The organism is Nocardia sp. NPDC051832, assembly GCF_040681285.1.
Taxonomy (GTDB): domain Bacteria; phylum Actinomycetota; class Actinomycetes; order Mycobacteriales; family Mycobacteriaceae; genus Nocardia.
This window is the reverse complement of sequence record NZ_JBFAYL010000002.1, coordinates 1106174-1124162: the sequence shown is the minus strand read 5'-3', so window position 1 is coordinate 1124162 and position 17989 is coordinate 1106174. Positions and strand designations below refer to the sequence as shown.

The window sequence follows — 17989 nt, the reverse complement described above, 5'->3', positions numbered from 1 at the left end:
TGTGGTGCCGCCCCCAGCCCCTAATCGACCCGGCTGGACGGTGCGACTACACGGCTACCAGGTGGGTGATCTGGTCCTCGCCGACGGTGTAGCGCGAGACTTCCTGCTCGCGCAGGTAGTCGTTGGCGGTGAGCCGCTCCTGATGCTGGTGCATGTGCTCGGCCCAGGACCGCACCACGAAGGCCTCGACGTAGCGGTCCAGGACGCCGACGTCCCGGTACAACCGCCATTCCATCGCGCCGGTCCGCTGCCGGGACCGCCCGACGAAGACCATCGCGGCGAGGAAGTCGTCGGCGTGCTCGGCGGGCACGTCATAGCTGCGCAGCACCAGGACCGGGCCGTCTTCCGGGTCCGGCTCGAAGACCAGCTCGGGTTCCGGCCAGTGCGCCGACGGGGTCAGGTCCACGTCCTCGGCGTTGTGCCGGATCGGCAGCCAGACGCTGCTGACCGCGCTGCACGCGAGCAGCCCGGCGGCGATGAGCAGCGCGGACACCGCGCCGAGTTCGTGGGCGACCACACCCCAGATCAGCGACCCGAGCGCCTGCCCGCCCATGAACACCAGCAGATACACCGACAAGCCGCGGGCGCGCACCCACCCGGGCAGCAGCAACTGCATGGTGGCGTTCATCGTCGACATCGCCAGCAGCCAGGCCAGCCCGGCGCCGACCAGCAGCACCAGCACCAGCGGGACGCAGAGCGCACTCACCCCGCCGGATTCGCCGGCCGCCATCCACCGGGGCAGGACCGCCGAGCCCGCCGAGGCGAGACCGAAGAGCACCGCGGCCGCGGTCAGCCGCTGCGTCGGCGTCAGCAACGCCCGGATCCGGGACAGTCCGAGCGCGCCGAGCACCGCGCCGAGCCCGAGCGCGCCGAGCATCAGGCCGTATCCGGAGGACGACAGCCCCAGCTCGTCGCGCGCGATCACCGGCAGCAGCGCCCACAGCGCGCTCGCGGGCGCGATGAACAGGATCGACCGCAGCAGCACCCGCCGGATCGCGGGCGCGGCCCGGATGAACCTGGTCCCGGCCTGCAAGGCGGCCAGCGGGCGTTCGGTTGGCAGCTTGCGCGCGGTCGCGGGCCGCCGCCACAGCGCGAGCACCGCCACGATCCCGACGAACGAGACCGCGTTCAGCGCGAACACCAGCGTCGGCCCGGACAGCGACACCAGGACCCCGGCCACCGCGGGCCCGACCGCCCGCCCGATATTGATGTTCATGCTGCCCAGCGCGGCCGCCGACGGGATCTGCTCGCGCGCAACCAGTTCCGGCTGAATCGCCTGCCACGCCGGACCGGTCAGGGCCTGCCCGCAGCCGATCAGGAACAGCAGCGTCAGCAGCACGCCGGGAGTCGTGTGGCCGGTCGCGGTCGCCACCGTCAGCACCGCGGCCAGCACCGCCATGGTCGACTGCGCCCCGATCAGCAGCCGCCGGCGATCCACCAGGTCCGCGATCACCCCGGACGGAATCGCCAGCATCATCACCGGCAGCGTGATCGCGGTCTGCACGAACGACACCAGCGCCGCCGCGTTCGGCTCGTCGACCAGAATCCACTGCGCGCCGACGGTCTGCATCCAGGTGCCCAGATTCGACACCAGCTGAGCGATCCACAACGACCGGTAGACCCGCGACCGCAGGGGTGCCCAGGTGGAGATCGGGGTCATCGCGTCGGCAGTGGTCACTCGGGTGAGCATATCGCCGGACAGCGCCCGCGAACCGACCGAGGTAACGGCCGTCGGCGAACCGCCGCCCCCCCGGATTCACCGATATCGACGGCGGGGCGCACGCCGCCACCTGGAACGCCGCCGTCGATGGGCCGCAATCGCATCCGGACCCTGCGCAACCGCCCCGCTCAGCCGCCTGCCGACGTTAGACTCACGCCATGACGGCGGAGCGCAAAACCCGGAAGGTGACGATCACCCTTCCCGAGGAAATTGCGGCCACACTGGACCTTTGGCGCGAGCGCGGTCAGATCAGTTCCGTCTCCGCGTATGTGGCGGATTCGGTGAAGGCGCGGATGGATCGCGCCGAGGTGGATCGGGTCGAAGCGCTGGCCAAGGTCGAAGAGGTGATCGGCGGGCCGCCGCCGCTGGAGATGATCAATCGGGCCCGGGCGATGCAGGGCCTGCCTCCGTTGTCGCAGAAGGAATTCGACGAGCGCCGTCCCGGTGCCGCGTGAGGGCGACCGACCGGGGGATCAGAGCCGCGGGGGCGGCATGCGGTAGCGAGGCGCGGTCGTGACGGATCGGAGTGAACTGAGTGGGGTGGTTTTCGATACCGCGGCCTTGACCGCTTGGGCGCATCGCGTCATGTACGCGCAGTCGGTCGTGTGGACCACCTCGGAGGCGGGCAACACCCTGCTGGTTCCGGTGACCGCCCTGGTCGCGGCCCGTGCTCTGATTCCGGTGCGCCGGCACGACATTCTGTCCGCACTGCTGGATCTGCCGAACACCGTCATCCGCGGCTTGGACGGTCCCGCGAGTAGACAGGTCGGCGCCACCCTGCTCGGCCGCCGCGACGCCGACACCATGGTCACCGCAGGCCACGTCACGCTGGAAGCCGTGAACCGAGGCTGGTCGTGTCTCACCGACCGCCCGGACAAGCTCCGCGAGCTCGACCCCCGCGTCATCGTCGACGTGCTGCCCTGATCGAAACCCAGGCCGCCATCGGGCGGGCACAGAATCACCCCGGCCTGGGCTGCTCAGCTCAGCTCACCGATATCGTCGGCGCTATGAGTTTCGCTCACTCCGCCGATGGCACCGCCCTGTACTACGAGGTCAACGGGCACGGGGACGACGTGCTGGTGTTGCTCGCGGGGCAGGCCAACAATCATCATTGGTGGGACGCCCCGCGCCCCGACTTCGACGCACGCTTCCGGACGGTGGTGTTCGATCATCGCGGCACCGGGCGTAGCGACAAGCCGGAAACCGGCTACAGCACAAGGGGATTCGCGGAGGACGTGATCTCGATCCTCGACGACATCGGCGTGGGCCGGGCGCACATCTACGGCACCTCGATGGGCGGGCGGATCGCGCAATGGCTCGCCGCCGATTATCCCGACCGGGTTCGTCGGCTCGTCCTGGGCTGCACCTCCCCCGGACTACCGCACGGACTGGAGCGCAGCCCCGAGGTCCAGCGCGCCTTGGGAAAGCGCGACACGGCCGAACAGACGCTGCTGGAACTCATGTACACACCGGACTGGCTCGCCACCCACGCCGGTCCGTTCCGCACCCTGGGCGATCCCGACATGCCCGTGCACGCCAAGCGCGGCCACTTCCAGGCCAGCAAGGAGCACGACGGCTGGGACGCGTGCGCCAAGATCATCGCGCAGACCCTCGTCGTGCACGGCTCCGACGACCAGTTCAACCCGGCGGCGAATGCGCCACTACTCGGTGAGCGAATCCCCGACGCTCAGGTATCAATCATCCCCAATGCACGGCATGCCTATTTCGAAGAGTTCCGCACCATCGCGTCACCGCTGGTACTGGACTTCCTGACCGCTTGAGAACAGATCTCGATCGCCGCGACGGCGGTACTCATGACCGCAGCGGCGCGCTTGCTCGACTGGATTGGTCCGGGCTCGCGGATTGCCGGCGTTCGAAGATCTCGCGGCAGTACGGATCGGCCAGGATCTGGGCCTTCGTGTACGTATCCGGCGGATAGGGGCGGGCGCGACGCACCCAGTCGATCCGAAGCTCCGGGATTGTGTATTGCAGTTCATCCCAGCGGGATTGGAGTCCACCGCGCCAATCCATCCGGTGCGGCCCCTCGACGAGCTCGGTGTCGTACCCGCCACGGAACCCGAGGTAGTCGTTCCATGCCGCGTAGGAGGTCGCCAGGATCTGGTTGTCCGGCACGTCGAGGGTGACCAGCCATCGGCCGTGTGCCCACTCGTGATACCCGAGAAGCGAATTCGCGGTAGAGCGCACCGCGCGGCGCTGCCGGGCGCGCCCGCGCCAGCACCAGATCGGCGGGACCCCGGCACAATCGATGCCGCGTCGGCGCATCTCGTCGGCCATGTCGCCAAAAGCGCCCCGCCAATTCGTGGTCACGAGCTCCCAGTCGGCTCGATAACGACCGGTCGCCCGCAGCGCCTCGATGACTTCCGGCGCTTGCAGTGTCCACAACCTCACCGCGGTAAGCCTATGCGCCGGAGTTCTTTTCGGCGTAGCTGACGAGCAGGTCCTCGATCAGGGCCAGCACCGCGTCGTCCATCGCCGGATTCGGCACCACCCCGCGCACCACCGCCTGCCCCGAGAACAGGTGCAGCACAAGGAAGAACAGTGGTTCGCGCTTGTCCTGCGGGAAGCGGGCGAGCACCCGGGTGCGTTCCACCTCGGAAACGATGCGTTCGTAGTAACTCTCGACGTTCGGCGCGATTCGGGTGCGCAGTTCGGCGTCCGAGCGCGCCGCCAGGTAGATCTCACGCAGGGCATGGGTGAGATTGCTCGCCTGCGCGTCGCGCAGGAAGCGCAAAGCGGTGTCGAGCGAATTCTCCTGGCTGCCGAGGTGTTCCATGACCGCACCGAAGGCGGCGATCTGGCGGGTGATGATCTCCTCGGAGGTCCGCACGATCAGGTCAAGGCGGCTGTCGAACTGCCGGAACATCGCGCCTACGGAAAGCCCGGCGCGGCCGCAGATCTCCTGCACGGTGGCGCGCTGGTAGCCGACCTCGCCGATGGCCGCGATGGTGGCGTCCACGAGCTTGGCCACGGTGGCGGCCCGGCGTTCGGACTGGGTGCGGCGCGGACGCTGGGAGCCGGCCGGTGGGCGCTCCGCAGACGGCGCACGCTCGGCGCTCGGGGTCATGGCTGACCATCCTGCACGGCGCTCAGGCCGTTACAAAAGCCGGGTCGGGTGACCGTTGACACAGGGCATACCAGCGCTTTACAGTCTCAGACGCCAGTTAGGAAATACACGCTCCCTTTTTGGAGCAACCGCGCGGCAGGGCGATCGGCCCGGTCGGCCCAGTGGATTCGCCGAGGAGTATCTGCATGAGAAGGACCACCGCACCAGGACGACAGGTCACCCGGGTCTGCCTGGCCATGGCCGCGGGCCTGACCGTCGCGATTTGTCCGATAGTGGCCAATGACGTTGCCGCGCAGCCAGTTCCGGTAGCGCCCGCGTTGCCGTTCCCGATGCCGCCCGCGCCGCCGTACCTCGATCCGGCCTTCTACAACCCGGATCCGGCCAAGGTCGCGTCCGCGGCGCCCGGCGAGATCCTCGCCGCCCGGCAAGTCAATCTCGCCAACTTCTGGCTCATTCCGCTCAACACCAACGCCTGGCAGGTCTCCTACCGCAGCACCAACACCCGCGGCGAGGCGATCCCCGCGGTCGCCACCGTCATCGTGCCGCACCGTCCCGCGCCCAGCGGCCAGCGCGGACTGGTCTCGTTCCAGTTCGCCGAGGATTCGCTGTCCATCAACTGCGCGCCCTCCTACACGCTGCAGATGGGGTCGCTGCCAAACCCGCTCAATCCGGTGATCGGCGCGGAATTCATCGAAGTGCAGGCGATGCTGCAACTGGGACACGCGGTGGTGATCCCGGATCATCAGGGCCCCAACGCCGCGTACGCGACCGGTCCACTCGGCGCTCGCATCACCCTGGACGGCATCCGCGCGGCCCAGAACTTCGAGCCGGCCGGTCTGCCTGGGACAGCCACGCGCACCACCATGTGGGGCTACTCCGGCGGCGCGATACCGACCGCGCACGCCGCCGAACTGCACGCCGAGTACGCGCCGGAACTGAATCTGGTCGGCTCCGCGTCCGGCGGCTTGCTGGCCGACATCCGCATGGCCATCGACTACAACAACGGCACCTCCACCTTCGGCGGCGCGGTCCTGGGCGGCCTGTTCGGTGTCGCGCGGGAGTACCCGGAATTGAACGCCTTCATCGACCGCTACATGAACCCGCTCGGCAAAGCCGTGCGGGTGGTCCACGAAGGCCAGTGCGTGACACTGCAATTCGCCGGATTCCCGTTCGTCAACATCAAGGGCCTGTTCGATTACCCCGGCGACCCGATGCGCGCCCCGGAAATCCAGCATGTGCTCGACGAGCTGACCCTCGGCCACCGCGGCACACCCCGGGCCCCGATCTACCTCTACCAGGCGCCGCTGGACGAGGTGATGCCGGTCAACGCCGTCAACCGGACCTACGACACCTACTGCAAGGACCCGAACGCCAGCGTCTTCTACACCCGCGAACTGATCAGCGAACACGGCATCGCGGCCGTCTCCGGCGCGGGATCGGCCGCGCTGTGGCTCAACGACCGGCTCAACGGCGTGCCCGCGCCGCAGGGCTGCAGCAATCGCGACGTGCCACTGCAGATTCTCGATCCCGGCGCGTTCGCGGCCTTCGCCAACGCCCTCGGCCAGACGCTGGCCTCAGCGCTGGGAATGCCGGTCTGACATCCGCCGCCGGTGTGCCCGGCCGACATCCGGAATCCCGTTCGACGGCCGCGTTGACAGGCGCGGCCGGGCGGCCTCGATAACATGGCGCACATGTCGGTCACTTTCCTGCGCTTCGTTCCGATCCTGCTGCTCGCCGCGGCCACGGCCGCGTGCGGCAGCGGCGACAGCGACAGCCCCGGACCGACCACCACCACCAGCAGTCCCACCCCCACCCAGACCACGCCGCCCACCCCGGTGGGGCACACCTACATCTCAAAAGAGGTGAAGGGACCGCAGATTCCCGGCGGCGGCCCGCTGACGCTCACCTTCACCGCGGACGGGCGCGTCAGCGCGACCGCGGGCTGTAACCAGGGGTCCGCACCTGTCACCCTGGACAACCAGACGCTCGCCGCCGGCCAGCTCGCGAGCACGCTGATGGGCTGCGACGGTGATCGCGCCCGCGCCGACGAGTGGATGGCCGCCCTGCTCGCGTCCGGGCCGTCCTGGGAGTTGAAGGACAGCACACTGACCCTGAAGAACCAGGATCAGACGGTCATCCTGCTGGACAAGAAGGTCGCCACCCCGGACAAGCCGCTGGAGGGCACGGCGTGGCGGGTCACCGAGATCATCACCCCGGACGCCCGGATCGCCTCGGTCGCGATCAACGAATCCAAACCGCACCTGACCCTCAAGGACAAGGGGATCTCGGGCAACGCGGGCTGCAACAACTTCGCCGCCAAGGCCGCGATCGACCAGACGCCCGCCGGCGCCACCGTCGTCCTGGACGACCTGGGCACCACCAGGATGGTCTGCCAGCCCGACGTGATGGAGGTGGAGAGCGCCGTGCTGAAGACCTTGAACGACACGATGACCGCCACCGTCGACGCCGACGTGCTCACGCTGAAGACCGCGGCGGGCAACGGGCTGGTGCTGCGCGCCCAGCCGTAAGCACTTGCCCGGCACAGCAATCGGCCCGGCACCGCAGCGCGGTACCGGGCCGATGAGGTTCCTGCCGCCGATCAGGGCAGCGGGCCGCCCGCGGCGATCGCGGACAGGGTGGCGAACTCGTCACCCTTGAGCGAAGCGCCGCCGACGAGCGCGCCGTCGATGTCGCTCTGGGCGATCAGCTCGCCGATGTTCTTGGCGTTCACCGAACCGCCGTAGAGCACCCGGACGCCCGCGGCGACCTCCGCCGAAGCCAGCTCGGCCAGCTCCTTGCGGATCGCGCCGCACACTTCCTGCGCGTCGGCGGCCGAGGCCACCTTGCCGGTGCCGATGGCCCAGACCGGTTCGTAGGCGATGACGATCTTCGAGATCTCCTCCGCCGTCAGGCCTTTCAGCGAACCACGCAGCTGCTCGAGGTTGTACTCGACGTGCGTGCCCGCTTCCCGGATGTTCAAGCCCTCGCCGATGCACACGATCGGGGTGATCCCGTGCTTCAGCGCCTGCTTGGCCTTCGCCAGCACCGTGGCGTCGTCCTCGCTGTGGTACTGCCGGCGCTCGGAGTGGCCGACGACCGCGAAGGCGCAGCCCAGCTTGGCCAGCATGGCGCCGCTGATCTCGCCGGTGTACGCGCCGGACTCGTGCACCGAAACATCCTGCGCACCATAGGTGAGCAGCAGCTTGTCGCCCTCGACCAGGGTCTGCACGCTGCGAATGTCGGTGAACGGCGGAATGACCGCCACGTCGACCTTGGCGAAGTACTTATCCGGCAGCGCGAAGGCGATCTTCTGCACCAGGGCGATGGCCTCGAGGTGATTGAGGTTCATCTTCCAGTTGCCCGCGATGAGCGGTTTACGTGCCATTGATCAGTCCTCCAGTACCGAAATACCGGGCAGCTCTTTGCCTTCCAGGTATTCCAGAGACGCGCCGCCACCGGTCGAGATGTGCGAGAAGCCGTCCTCGGGCAGGCCGAGCGCGCGCACCGCCGCGGCCGAGTCGCCGCCGCCGACCACCGTGAACGCACCCTTTTCGGTGGCCTTCACGATCGCCTCCGCGACGCCGCGGGTACCGGCGGCGAAATTCTCGAACTCGAACACGCCCATCGGGCCGTTCCAGAACACCGTCTTCGCCTCGGTCAGCAGCGCCGCGAAGCGATCCGCCGACTCCGGGCCCACGTCCAGGCCCATCCAGCCGTCCGGAATCTCGTTGGCGGGCACCACCTTCGAGTCGGCGTCGGCGGCGAACTTGTCGGCCACCACGATGTCGCGGGGCAGGTGGATGACATCGGCCCAGTCGTCGAGCAGCTTCTTGCAGGTCTCGATCATCTCCTCCTGCAACAGCGAGGTGCCGACCGAAAGACCCTGTGCGGCAAGGAAGGTGAAGCACATGCCGCCGCCGATCACCAGGGTGTCGACCTTGGGGGCGAGCGCCTCGATGACGGCCAGCTTGTCCGACACCTTGGAGCCGCCGAGCACGACCGCGTACGGGCGCTCGGTATCGGCTGTGAGCTTCTGCAACACCTCGACCTCGGCGGCGACCAGGCCACCCGCGTAGTGCGGCAGCAGCGTCGCCACGTCGTAGACCGAAGCCTGCTTGCGGTGCACCACGCCGAAGCCGTCGGAGACGAACGCGCCGTCGTCGCCGACCAGCTCGACCAGCGCGTGCGCCAGCTTCAACCGATCGGCGTCGTCCTTGCTGGTCTCGCGGGCATCGAAGCGGATGTTCTCCAGCAGCATCACGTCACCGTCGGTGAGGCCCTCGGAGCGCGCGAGCGCGTCCTGGCCCACCACATCACCGGCCAACTGGACATTGCGGCCCAGTTCGGCAGCAAGCCGCTCGGCCACCGGGGCCAGCGAGAGCTTCGGATCCGGCGCGCCCTTGGGACGGCCCAGATGCGCGGTCACCACGACCTTGGCGCCCGCCTCGGCGAGGGCCTTGATGGTCGGCGCCGAGGCGATGATGCGGCCCGGGTCGGTGATCGCGCCGTTGTCGTCGAGGGGCACGTTGAGGTCGGAGCGCACCAGCACGCCCCGGCCTTCCACGCCCTCGGTCAGCAGGTCCTGAAGAGTTTTGACTGCCATGCGATCAGAGGGACTTCGAGACGAGGCCGATGAGATCGGCGAGACGGTTGGAGTAGCCCCATTCGTTGTCGTACCAGCCGACCACCTTCACCTGATCGTCGATGACCTTGGTCAGCGGCGCGTCGTAGATGCAGGAGTGCGGATCGGTGACGATGTCGCTCGACACGATCGGGTCCACGTTGTACTTCAGGTAGCCCTTCAGCGCGCCTTCGGCGGCGGCCTGGTAGGCGGCGTTGATCGCCTCGATCGAGGCCGACTTGGCCAGCGTCACGGTGAGATCGGTGACCGAACCGGTCGGGACCGGCACGCGCAGCGCGTAGCCGTCCAGCTTGCCCTGCAACTCGGGCAGCACCAGGCCGATGGCCTTGGCCGCGCCGGTGCCGGTGGGCACGATGTTCAGGGCGGCGGCACGGGCCCGGCGCAGGTCGCTGTGCGGGCCGTCCTGCAGGTTCTGATCCTGGGTGTAGGCGTGGATCGTGGTCATCAGGCCGCGCTCGATGCCGAACTCGTCGTTCAGCACCTTGGCCAGCGGGCCCAGGCAGTTGGTGGTGCACGAGGCGTTGGAGATGATGTTCTGGCTGCCGTCGTACTGGTTGTCGTTGACGCCCATCACCACGGTCAGGTCCTCACCCTTGGCGGGCGCGGAGATGATGACCTTCTTGGCGCCGGCCGCGAGGTGGCCCTTCGCCTTGGTCGCGTCGGTGAAGATGCCGGTCGACTCGACGACCACATCGACGCCCAGGTCGCCCCAGGGCAGCGCCGCCGGGCCTTCCTTGATCGCGAGGGCCTTGATCCGCTGATCGCCGACCACGATGGTGTCGTCGCCGTCCAGCGAGACATCCTGCGGCAGCCGGCCGAGGATCGAGTCGTACTTGAGCAATGTCGCCAGGGACGCGTTATCGGTGAGGTCGTTGACCGCCACGATCTCGATGTCGGTGGTGCCCAGCGCCTTCTGCGCCTCCACCGCCCGGAAGAAGTTGCGTCCGATACGACCGAAGCCGTTGATGCCTACCCGGACAGTCACAATATCGCTCCTCAGCTTTCAAGCGGGATTCATTCCGATGCCACAAACCACAGTAATGCCCGGGGACCACCTCTCCGACATGCACCTGCCGTTGTGAGTTCCCCGCCCCGCGCGCCACCGCCGACGCTGGGCGTTCGCGGACCGCGAATGCCGCTGGCATCAGGACTTTCGCCGATAGCGGACCAGACAAATCCGCCGCTCCGAGTCGTCCCGGAGCGGCGGATTTGTCCGAATTTGTCAGGCCTCGTCGAGCAGCTCTGCGGTGACGGCGGATTCGGTGTCCGGGACACCGAGTTCCTTGGCGCGCCGGTCTGCCATCGACAGCAGGCGGCGGATGCGGCCCGCCACAGCATCTTTCGTCATCGGTGGATCGGCGAGCTGGCCCAGTTCCTCCAGGGAGGCCTGGCGGTGTTGCACGCGCAGTTTGCCCGCGGCGGCCAAATGATCCGGCACGTCCTCGCCGAGGATCTCCAGCGCGCGTTCAACGCGGGCGGCGGCGGCGACCGCGGCCCGGGCCGAACGGCGCAGGTTCGCGTCGTCGAAGTTGGCCAGGCGGTTCGCCGTGGCGCGCACCTCGCGGCGCATCCGGCGTTCCTCCCAGGTGAGCCTGGTGTCCTGCGCGCCCATGCGGGTCAGCAGAGCGCCGATGGCCTCGCCGTCGCGCACCACTACCCGGTCGGTGCCGCGCACCTCACGGGCCTTGGCCGTGATGCCGAGCCGCCGGGCGGCGCCGACGAGCGCGAGCGCCGCCTCGGGACCGGGGCAGCTGACCTCCAGCGCCGAGGAACGACCGGGTTCGGTGAGCGAGCCGTGCGCCAAAAACGCGCCGCGCCAAGCCGCTTCGGCGTCGGCGATGCTGCCGCCGACCACCTGGGCGGGTAAGCCACGCACCGGACGGCCGCGCACGTCGAGCAGACCGGTCTGCCGCGCCAGCGCCTCGCCCTCCTTCGACACGCGCACCACGTAGCGGGAGGTCTTACGCAGACCGCCCGCACCGAGCACGTGCACGTCGGAGCCGTAGCCGTAGAGCTCGAAGATTTCCCGGCGGAGCCGTCGTGCGATGGAGCCCATGTCCACTTCGGCTTCCACGATCACCCGGCCGCCGACGATATGCAGGCCTCCGGCGAAACGTAGCAGCGCGGACAGTTCGGCTTTGCGGGAACTCACCTGTGAAATGGTGAGCCTGCTCAGCTCGTCTTTCACCTCGGCTGTCATTGCCACGAGACGCGCTCCTTTCCACCCAACCCGGACCGCACATCCGCGCCCATGTGCCGTCCTTCGACTCGAAGCCCTGCCTTTTGCGGCCGAGGTTGCCGGATCAGCTGATCCAGTGCGGCGGCGAGCTTTCCGGGGTGATGCCGGTCGGTTCCCGCTTCGGCGACATCGGAAAAGGTTACTCGCGCCCGCAACTGTTCGGCAGCCCTGGCCACATGTTCACGCTCTCGGCCCTCCGGCACCGAGCCCGAATCGACCAAAACCTCGTCGACCACGAATTCCGGTGCGTGCTGGGACAATACATGCAGATGGCGTTCGGCGGAGAAACCCGCCGTCTCGCCGGGCTCCGCGGCCAGATTCAGCACCAGGACCTTGCGGGCGCGGGTATAGACCAGCGCGTCACGCAATTCCGGGACAAGCACGTGCGGGATGACGCTGGTGAACCACGAACCCGGGCCCAGCACAACGACATCCGCGTGCTCGATGGCGGAGGTGGCCTCCGGGCTCGCGGGCGGATCCGACGGGATCAAACGCACGCGGCGCACCTTGCCCGGGGTCGTCGCGACCGCGACCTGACCGCGGATGCAGCGGCTCACGCGCGGATCCGCTTCCAGCCCGGACACATCCGCCTCGATATCGAGGGCGATGGGTGACATCGGGAGCACCCGGCCGGTCACCTTGAGCATTTTCCCCAGTTCGTCCAGCGCGTCCACCGGGTTGCCGAGCACCTCGGTCAGGCCCGCCAGGATCAGATTGCCTACCGAGTGGCCCGCCAGCGCGCCGGTGCCGCCGAAACGGTGCTGAATCGACTGGGTCCAGACGCCTTCGGGGTCGGCGGCCAAGGCCGCCAACGCCATTCGTAGATCGCCCGGAGGTAGCACACCCAGTTCGGCGCGTAGCCGGCCGGAGGAACCGCCGTCGTCGGCCACGGTGACGACCGCGCAGATCTTGCGGGTCAGCCGCCGCACTGCGGTCAAGGTCGCGTACAGTCCGTGCCCGCCGCCTAGCGCCACGATGGCGGGATTGGATTCCCACCCTGTCATTCGCGCCCCAGATCCCGATGCACCACACGGACGACGTCGGACTCGCCCGGCTCGTCGAATTGCGCGCCGATCAGTTCCCCGAGCGCCTCGGCTATCGCCACGCTGCGGTGCTTGCCTCCGGTGCAGCCCACTGCCACCGTCATGTATCGCTTCCCCTCTTGGCGGTAACCGTTCGTCGTCAGGTCGACCAGGTGGTGCGCCGTACGCAGATAGTCGGCCGCGCCGGGGCGCGACAGCACGTACTCGCTGACCACCGCTTCCTGTCCCGAATGTTCCCGAAGTTCCGGTATCCAATGCGGATTGGGTAGAAAACGCACATCCAACACCATGTCTGCGTCCAGCGGAACCCCGTATTTGAAGCCGAAGGACTGCACGGTCAGCTGCAATGCGGCGGGTGTACCGCCGCCATAGGCCTCCTCGAGCTTGCGATGCAATTGATGGATCGACAGTTCCGACGTATCGATGACCAGGTCGGCCGCGGTTTTCACGGTCGAGAGGCGCACCCGCTCAGAGGCGATGCCCGCGGACAGGGTGCCGTCGGTGCTCTCGCTCTGCAGGGGATGCCGGCGCCGGGCGAAACCGAAGCGGCGGATCAGCACGTCGTCGGAGGCCTCCAGGAACAGGATGCGGGTGCGCACGCCGCGCGCCCGCAACTGTTCGGTGACGACGGAGAGATTGCCCGTGAAGAAGCGACTGCGCACGTCCATGACCAGGGCCAGCCGGCGGATCGGGGGATCGGCGGACGCGCCCAGTTCGACCATGCGGCCGATCAGCTCCGGCGGCAGGTTGTCGGTGACGTACCAGCCCAGATCCTCCAGCACCCGGGCCGCGGTACCGCGGCCCGCACCGGACAAACCGGTCACGATGACGACCTCTACCTGCTGCTGCAGCCCGGATTTGAGCGCGGCAGAATCGGCGGCCGACCGGGGGCCGCCCGCAGTGCTGTTCGATTCGACGCGTGTCATGTCCTACCGGATCTGTGTCTAGGGTGCCTCTCGATCATCCCGTACCGGATCTCGTATCGGGCGCAGACACACAACGTACGCGACACGGAATTCATCAATTGTCGCCCGCCGGCTCGCGTGTCGCGTCCGGTTGGTCCGGGTTGAGGGCCGCGAGCACCGCTTTCGCGGTCGCCACGCCGACGCCGGGGACCTCGGTGATCTGCTCGATGGTTGCCTCCTTGAGTTTGGCGACCGAGCCGAAGTGGGTGACCAGCGCGGTGCGACGAGATTGGCCCAGGCCCTTGACCGAGTCCAGAGCGGAGGCCGTCATCCGGCGGGACCGTTTGCTGCGGTGAAAAGTGATGGCGAAACGGTGCGCTTCGTCGCGGACCCGTTGCAGCAGGAACAGCGCCTCGCTGTTGCGCGGCATGATGACCGGGTCGGGTTCGCCTGGGACCCAGACCTCTTCGAGGCGTTTGGCCAGGCCGATCACCGCGACGTCGGTGATGCCGAGATCGTCGAGGACCTCGGCGGCGGCCGCGACCTGGGGTGCGCCGCCGTCGACGACGTAGAGATTCGGCGGGTAGGCGAACTTGCGGGGGCGGCCGGTGCGCGGATCGATGCCGGGAGCCGGGTTGAGATCGTCCGGATCGAGGGCGCCGTCCAGGCCGTCCTCGTCGATTCCCAGCACGCTGCTGTCGGGGTTCGCGAGCTCGTCGTCCTCGGGAACCCTTGGCGCCGCCTGCAATTCGGCGGCCGCCAGTTCGTCGCGCTCCTTCCGGAGCCGCCAGAACCGCCGCCGGGTGACCTCGCGGATGCTGCCGACGTCGTCGGAGCGGCCCTCCCCGGCGGCCTCCTTGATCGTGAAGTGCCGATACTCGGATTTGCGGGGCAGGCCGTCCTCGAAGACGACCAGCGAGGCGACCACATCGGTGCCCTGCACATGGCTGATGTCGACGCACTCGATGCGCAACGGCGCGCTGTCGAGTTCGAGGGCGTCTTGAATGTCTTGCAGTGCGGCTGATCTGGAGGTCAGATCGCCCGCGCGCTTGAGTTTGTGCTGAGCCAGCGCCTCCATCGCGTTGCGCTGCACGGTTTCCGCGAGCGCCTTCTTGTCGCCACGCTGTGGCACCCGGAGCTTGACGCCCGCGCCGCGCAACTTACTCAGCCACTCCTGGATCTGCTCCGCGTCGGCCGGCAATTCCGGCACCAGCACCTCACGCGGCACCACCGTCGCCTGCTCCTCGGCGGACTGCTCCGCCACCGCGACCTGCTCACCATAGAACTGGGTGAGGAACTGCTCCACCAGCGCGGCCATCTCCCCGCCCGCCTCCGGGGCGTCGATGGCGTCCCCGGATTTGTCGACCACCCAGCCGCGCTGACCGCGCACCCGGCCGTCGCGGACGTGGAAGATCTGCACCGAAACCTGGAGTTCGTCGGTGGCGAAGGCGATCACGTCGGCGTCGGTGCCGTCGCCGAGCACCACCGCCTGCTTCTCCAGGGCGCGGCGCAACGCCTGCACGTCATCGCGGAGCCGGGCGGCGGTCTCGAAATCGAGATCCTCGGCGGCGTTCTGCATCCGCCGCTCCAGCTCCCGGACCATCCGGTCGGTGCGGCCGGCCAGGAAGTCGCAGAAGTCCTCGACGATCTGGCGGTGCTCGTCGGCGTTCACCCGCCCGACGCAAGGCGCGGCGCACTTGTCGATGTATCCGAGCAGGCACGGACGCCCGATCTGGTTGTGCCGCTTGAAGACTCCGTTCGAGCAGGTGCGCGCCGGGAACACGCGCAGCAGCAGATCCAAGGTCTCGCGGATCGCCCAGGCATGGGCGTAGGGCCCGAAGTACCGCACGCCCTTCTTGCGCGCGCCGCGATAGACGAACAGGCGCGGGAACTCCTCGTTGAGCGTGACCGCGAGCACCGGATACGACTTGTCGTCCCGGTAGCGGACGTTGAAGCGCGGATCGAACTCCTTGATCCAGTTGTATTCCAGCTGCAGCGCCTCCACCTCGGTGGAGACGACCGTCCATTCGACGCTGGCGGCGGTGGTGACCATCTGGCGGGTACGCGGATGCAGCGAGGCGACATCGGCGAAGTAGGAATTCAGCCTGCTCCGCAGGCTCTTCGCCTTGCCGACATAGATGACCCGCCGATGCGCGTCCCGGAATTTGTACACCCCGGGTTCGACGGGAATCGTCCCCGGACCTGGCCGGTACGTCGCTGGATCTGCCACCCGAACAGCCTATCGAGTGCCACCGACAGGGCTCGGCGGCCAGGTCTCGGCCGGCGGCGGAGTCCCGGATGATGCCGGTGGAGTCTTCGGAGAGCGGTTGCGCCGGAGATCTTTTCGTTGCGATCTCACCCAGTTGTCGGGGATCGGCGTTAAAGTCCGTGCATGAGGCGCACGCGTGGTAGGTGGGTTGGCGCTGGGGCGGCGTTGACGCTTGTAGTCGGGATCGTCACCGGGTGCTCCGGGGACGATCAGCAGGCCGCCGGGCCCTGCGGTGAGTCGGCGAACGGGACGCCCGTGACGGCCGCCGCCGGAACCAGTGCCGGGTCGACCAACATCGCGACGAATCCGGAGATCGCGTCCGGATATCGATCCGGGATGCAGGCCGTGCGGACCAAGACCTACGCGGTGTCGACCGCCAATCCGATCTCCACCAAAGCCGCGTGTGAGGTGCTCAACCAGGGCGGGACCGCGGCGGACGCGCTGATCGCCGCGCAAGCCGTACTCGGGCTGGTCGAGCCGCAGGCCTCCGGCATCGGCGGCGGCGGTTTCCTGCTCTATTACAACGCGGCCACCAAGAGCGTCGAAGCCTACGACGGGCGCGAGACCGCGCCCGCGGCCGCCACCGAGAACTATCTGCGCTGGGTCAGCGACGCGGATCGCACCGAGCCCAAGCCGAACACCCGGGCCAGCGGACGCTCCATCGGCGTCCCCGGGATCCTGCGGATGCTGGAACTCGCGCACCGCGAGCACGGGAAGACCGCGTGGCGCGCGCTGTTCGATCCGGCGATCGGCTTGGCGGACCGCGGTTTCGAGATCAGCCCGCGATTGGCCGGGCAGATCGCCGAGTCCGCGAAGGACCTCGCGACCGATGAAGCGGCCAAGGCGTACTTCCTGAACCCGGACGGGTCCGGGAAGAAGGTCGACACCCTGCTGACCAACCCCGGCATGTCGAAGACGTTGAGCGCCATCGCCGCCGACGGCGCGGACGCGTTCTACACCGGCGCCATCGCCCAGGCGATCGTGGACGCCGCGGCCTCGACCGCCGGCGGGCGCACCGGCGGGCAGCTCACCATGGCCGACCTCGCCGGATATCAGCCGAAGAAGCGCACCGCGCTGTGCTCTGGCTACCGCGCGCACGAGGTGTGCGGCATGCCCGCGCCGTCCTCCGGCGGCAGCACGGTCGCCGCGACGCTGGGCATCCTGGAGAACTTCGACCTGGCCGCGCTGCGGCCGGAAACGCTCGACGCCAACGGCGGCAAGCCGAAAGCCGAAGCGGTGCACCTGATCTCGGAGGCCGAGCGGCTGGCCTACGCCGACCGCAACAAGTACGTCGCCGACGAGGACTTCATCCCGCTGCCCGGCGGTTCGATGCAGACCCTGATCGACAAGAACTACCTGAAGCAGCGCGCCGGCTTGATCAACCCGAGCCGCAGCATGGGCACCGCCCAGCCCGGCGATTTCGGCCCGGTCCCGCTCGGCGTCGGCCAGCAGCCGCCCGAGCACGGCACCAGCCACATCTCCGTGGTCGACAAGTACGGCAACGCCGCGGCGCTGACCACCACCGTCGAATCCGCCTTCGGCTCGTTCCACGTCGTCGACGGCTTCGTCCTCAACAACCAGCTCACCGACTTCGCCGCCGACCCGCTCGGCGCCGACGGCGCGCCGGTCGCCAACCGCATCCAGCCCAACAAGCGCCCGCGCAGCTCCATGGCGCCCACCCTGGTCTTCGATCGCGCGCCGGACGGCACCCGCGGCGCCCTCACCCACATCACCGGCTCCCCCGGCGGCTCGGTCATCATCCAGTTCGTCGTCAAAACCCTTGTCGGCCTCCTGGACTGGGGCATGGACCCGCAACAGGCTGTCTCCGCCGTCTCCTTCGGCGCGGGCAACACGCCGTCGACCGGCATCGGCGGCGAGCATCCGGCCATCAACGCCGCCAACAAGGGCGACAACGACCCACTGGTCATCAAACTTCGCGAAATGGGCCACCAGGTCTCGGTCGCACCCCAGGTCAGCGGCTTGAGCACTCTCAAACTCGACCCCAGCGGCGGCTGGATCGGCGGCGCCGACCCCCGCCGCGAGGGAGCCGTCTTCGGCGACACCCGCTAACCCCCACCGGGTCGGC

General features: G+C 68.5%; 16 protein-coding genes. 6 read left to right on the top strand and 10 right to left on the bottom strand.

Annotated features, from left to right (window positions below; translation table 11 throughout):
* Positions 1–46 precede the first annotated feature (46 nt).
* Complete coding sequence (locus AB0M14_RS15100; protein WP_364995813.1) at positions 47–1660, bottom strand: MFS transporter; 1614 nt, start codon at positions 1658–1660, stop codon at positions 47–49.
* Positions 1661–1878: 218 nt separating this feature from the next.
* On the opposite strand from AB0M14_RS15100, the gene AB0M14_RS15095 reads away from it, so the two are divergent.
* From AB0M14_RS15095 to AB0M14_RS15085, 3 genes are all read left to right on the top strand, one after another.
* Entirely contained in the window at positions 1879–2175 is a 297-nt protein-coding gene (locus AB0M14_RS15095; protein WP_364994306.1) for a hypothetical protein, read from the top strand.
* 58 nt (positions 2176–2233) lie between these two features.
* Positions 2234–2644 carry a hypothetical protein gene (locus AB0M14_RS15090; protein ID WP_194813961.1) on the top strand — a complete coding sequence of 137 codons (411 nt, stop codon included), beginning with the start codon at positions 2234–2236 and terminating at the stop codon, positions 2642–2644.
* A gap of 83 nt (positions 2645–2727) precedes the next feature.
* Entirely contained in the window at positions 2728–3501 is a 774-nt protein-coding gene (locus AB0M14_RS15085) for an alpha/beta fold hydrolase (protein WP_364994302.1), read from the top strand.
* 31 nt (positions 3502–3532) lie between these two features.
* Here the strand turns inward: AB0M14_RS15085 and AB0M14_RS15080 are convergent, their stop codons facing one another.
* Both AB0M14_RS15080 and AB0M14_RS15075 read right to left on the bottom strand, forming a co-directional pair.
* Positions 3533–4129: a DUF3841 domain-containing protein gene (locus AB0M14_RS15080; protein ID WP_364994299.1), complete on the bottom strand. Its 597-nt coding sequence runs from the start codon at positions 4127–4129 to the stop codon at positions 3533–3535.
* 10 nt (positions 4130–4139) lie between these two features.
* Positions 4140–4805, bottom strand: a complete 666-nt coding sequence (locus tag AB0M14_RS15075; RefSeq protein ID WP_364994297.1) for a TetR/AcrR family transcriptional regulator — start codon at positions 4803–4805, stop codon at positions 4140–4142.
* 185 nt (positions 4806–4990) lie between these two features.
* Here AB0M14_RS15075 and AB0M14_RS15070 point away from each other — a divergent pair, with 185 nt between their 5' ends.
* A complete protein-coding gene (locus tag AB0M14_RS15070) occupies positions 4991–6403 on the top strand; it encodes a lipase family protein (RefSeq protein ID WP_364994295.1) in 1413 nt (470 codons plus the stop codon).
* A 93-nt stretch (positions 6404–6496) separates the two neighbouring features.
* The gene (locus tag AB0M14_RS15065) at positions 6497–7333 is read left to right on the top strand and encodes an META domain-containing protein (RefSeq protein WP_364994292.1); all 837 of its coding nucleotides are present in this window, start codon (positions 6497–6499) and stop codon (positions 7331–7333) included.
* Positions 7334–7404: 71 nt separating this feature from the next.
* Here AB0M14_RS15065 and tpiA read toward each other — a convergent pair whose 3' ends face one another.
* From tpiA to uvrC, 7 genes are all read right to left on the bottom strand, one after another.
* Positions 7405–8190, bottom strand: coding sequence for a triose-phosphate isomerase (gene tpiA, locus AB0M14_RS15060; protein WP_364994289.1), 786 nt, complete (start codon positions 8188–8190; stop codon positions 7405–7407).
* A 3-nt stretch (positions 8191–8193) separates the two neighbouring features.
* The gene (locus AB0M14_RS15055) at positions 8194–9408 is read right to left on the bottom strand and encodes a phosphoglycerate kinase (RefSeq protein WP_364994286.1); all 1215 of its coding nucleotides are present in this window, start codon (positions 9406–9408) and stop codon (positions 8194–8196) included.
* A gap of 4 nt (positions 9409–9412) precedes the next feature.
* Positions 9413–10432: a type I glyceraldehyde-3-phosphate dehydrogenase gene (gene gap, locus AB0M14_RS15050; RefSeq protein ID WP_364994282.1), complete on the bottom strand. Its 1020-nt coding sequence runs from the start codon at positions 10430–10432 to the stop codon at positions 9413–9415.
* Positions 10433–10669: 237 nt separating this feature from the next.
* Complete coding sequence (gene whiA / locus AB0M14_RS15045) at positions 10670–11647, bottom strand: DNA-binding protein WhiA (RefSeq protein WP_364995810.1); 978 nt, start codon at positions 11645–11647, stop codon at positions 10670–10672.
* A complete protein-coding gene (gene yvcK, locus AB0M14_RS15040; RefSeq protein ID WP_357319040.1) occupies positions 11644–12690 on the bottom strand; it encodes a uridine diphosphate-N-acetylglucosamine-binding protein YvcK in 1047 nt (348 codons plus the stop codon). Before yvcK ends, whiA begins: the two co-directional genes overlap by 4 nt.
* Positions 12687–13655, bottom strand: coding sequence for an RNase adapter RapZ (gene rapZ / locus AB0M14_RS15035; protein ID WP_364994278.1), 969 nt, complete (start codon positions 13653–13655; stop codon positions 12687–12689). Before rapZ ends, yvcK begins: the two co-directional genes overlap by 4 nt.
* 94 nt (positions 13656–13749) lie before the next feature.
* Entirely contained in the window at positions 13750–15864 is a 2115-nt protein-coding gene (gene uvrC, locus AB0M14_RS15030) for an excinuclease ABC subunit UvrC (RefSeq protein ID WP_364994275.1), read from the bottom strand.
* A 162-nt stretch (positions 15865–16026) separates the two neighbouring features.
* Between uvrC and ggt the strand changes: the two genes are divergently transcribed.
* Positions 16027–17973, top strand: coding sequence for a gamma-glutamyltransferase (gene ggt, locus AB0M14_RS15025; RefSeq protein ID WP_364994272.1), 1947 nt, complete (start codon positions 16027–16029; stop codon positions 17971–17973).
* Positions 17974–17989: the final 16 nt, after the last annotated feature.

Bases quoted from the DNA above. Each gene is read 5' to 3' on its own strand.
- ggt (WP_364994272.1), top strand. From the start codon at position 16,027: ATGAGGCGCACGCGTGGTAGGTGGGTTGGCGCTGGGGCGGCGTTGACG.
- AB0M14_RS15065 (WP_364994292.1), top strand. From the start codon at position 6,497: ATGTCGGTCACTTTCCTGCGCTTCGTTCCGATCCTGCTGCTCGCCGCG.
- AB0M14_RS15075 (WP_364994297.1), bottom strand. From the start codon at position 4,805: ATGACCCCGAGCGCCGAGCGTGCGCCGTCTGCGGAGCGCCCACCGGCC.
- whiA (WP_364995810.1), bottom strand. From the start codon at position 11,647: ATGACAGCCGAGGTGAAAGACGAGCTGAGCAGGCTCACCATTTCACAG.
- rapZ (WP_364994278.1), bottom strand. From the start codon at position 13,655: ATGACACGCGTCGAATCGAACAGCACTGCGGGCGGCCCCCGGTCGGCC.
- AB0M14_RS15100 (WP_364995813.1), bottom strand. From the start codon at position 1,660: ATGACCCCGATCTCCACCTGGGCACCCCTGCGGTCGCGGGTCTACCGG.
- tpiA (WP_364994289.1), bottom strand. From the start codon at position 8,190: ATGGCACGTAAACCGCTCATCGCGGGCAACTGGAAGATGAACCTCAAT.
- AB0M14_RS15070 (WP_364994295.1), top strand. From the start codon at position 4,991: ATGAGAAGGACCACCGCACCAGGACGACAGGTCACCCGGGTCTGCCTG.
- yvcK (WP_357319040.1), bottom strand. From the start codon at position 12,690: ATGACAGGGTGGGAATCCAATCCCGCCATCGTGGCGCTAGGCGGCGGG.
- AB0M14_RS15055 (WP_364994286.1), bottom strand. From the start codon at position 9,408: ATGGCAGTCAAAACTCTTCAGGACCTGCTGACCGAGGGCGTGGAAGGC.
- AB0M14_RS15095 (WP_364994306.1), top strand. From the start codon at position 1,879: ATGACGGCGGAGCGCAAAACCCGGAAGGTGACGATCACCCTTCCCGAG.
- AB0M14_RS15085 (WP_364994302.1), top strand. From the start codon at position 2,728: ATGAGTTTCGCTCACTCCGCCGATGGCACCGCCCTGTACTACGAGGTC.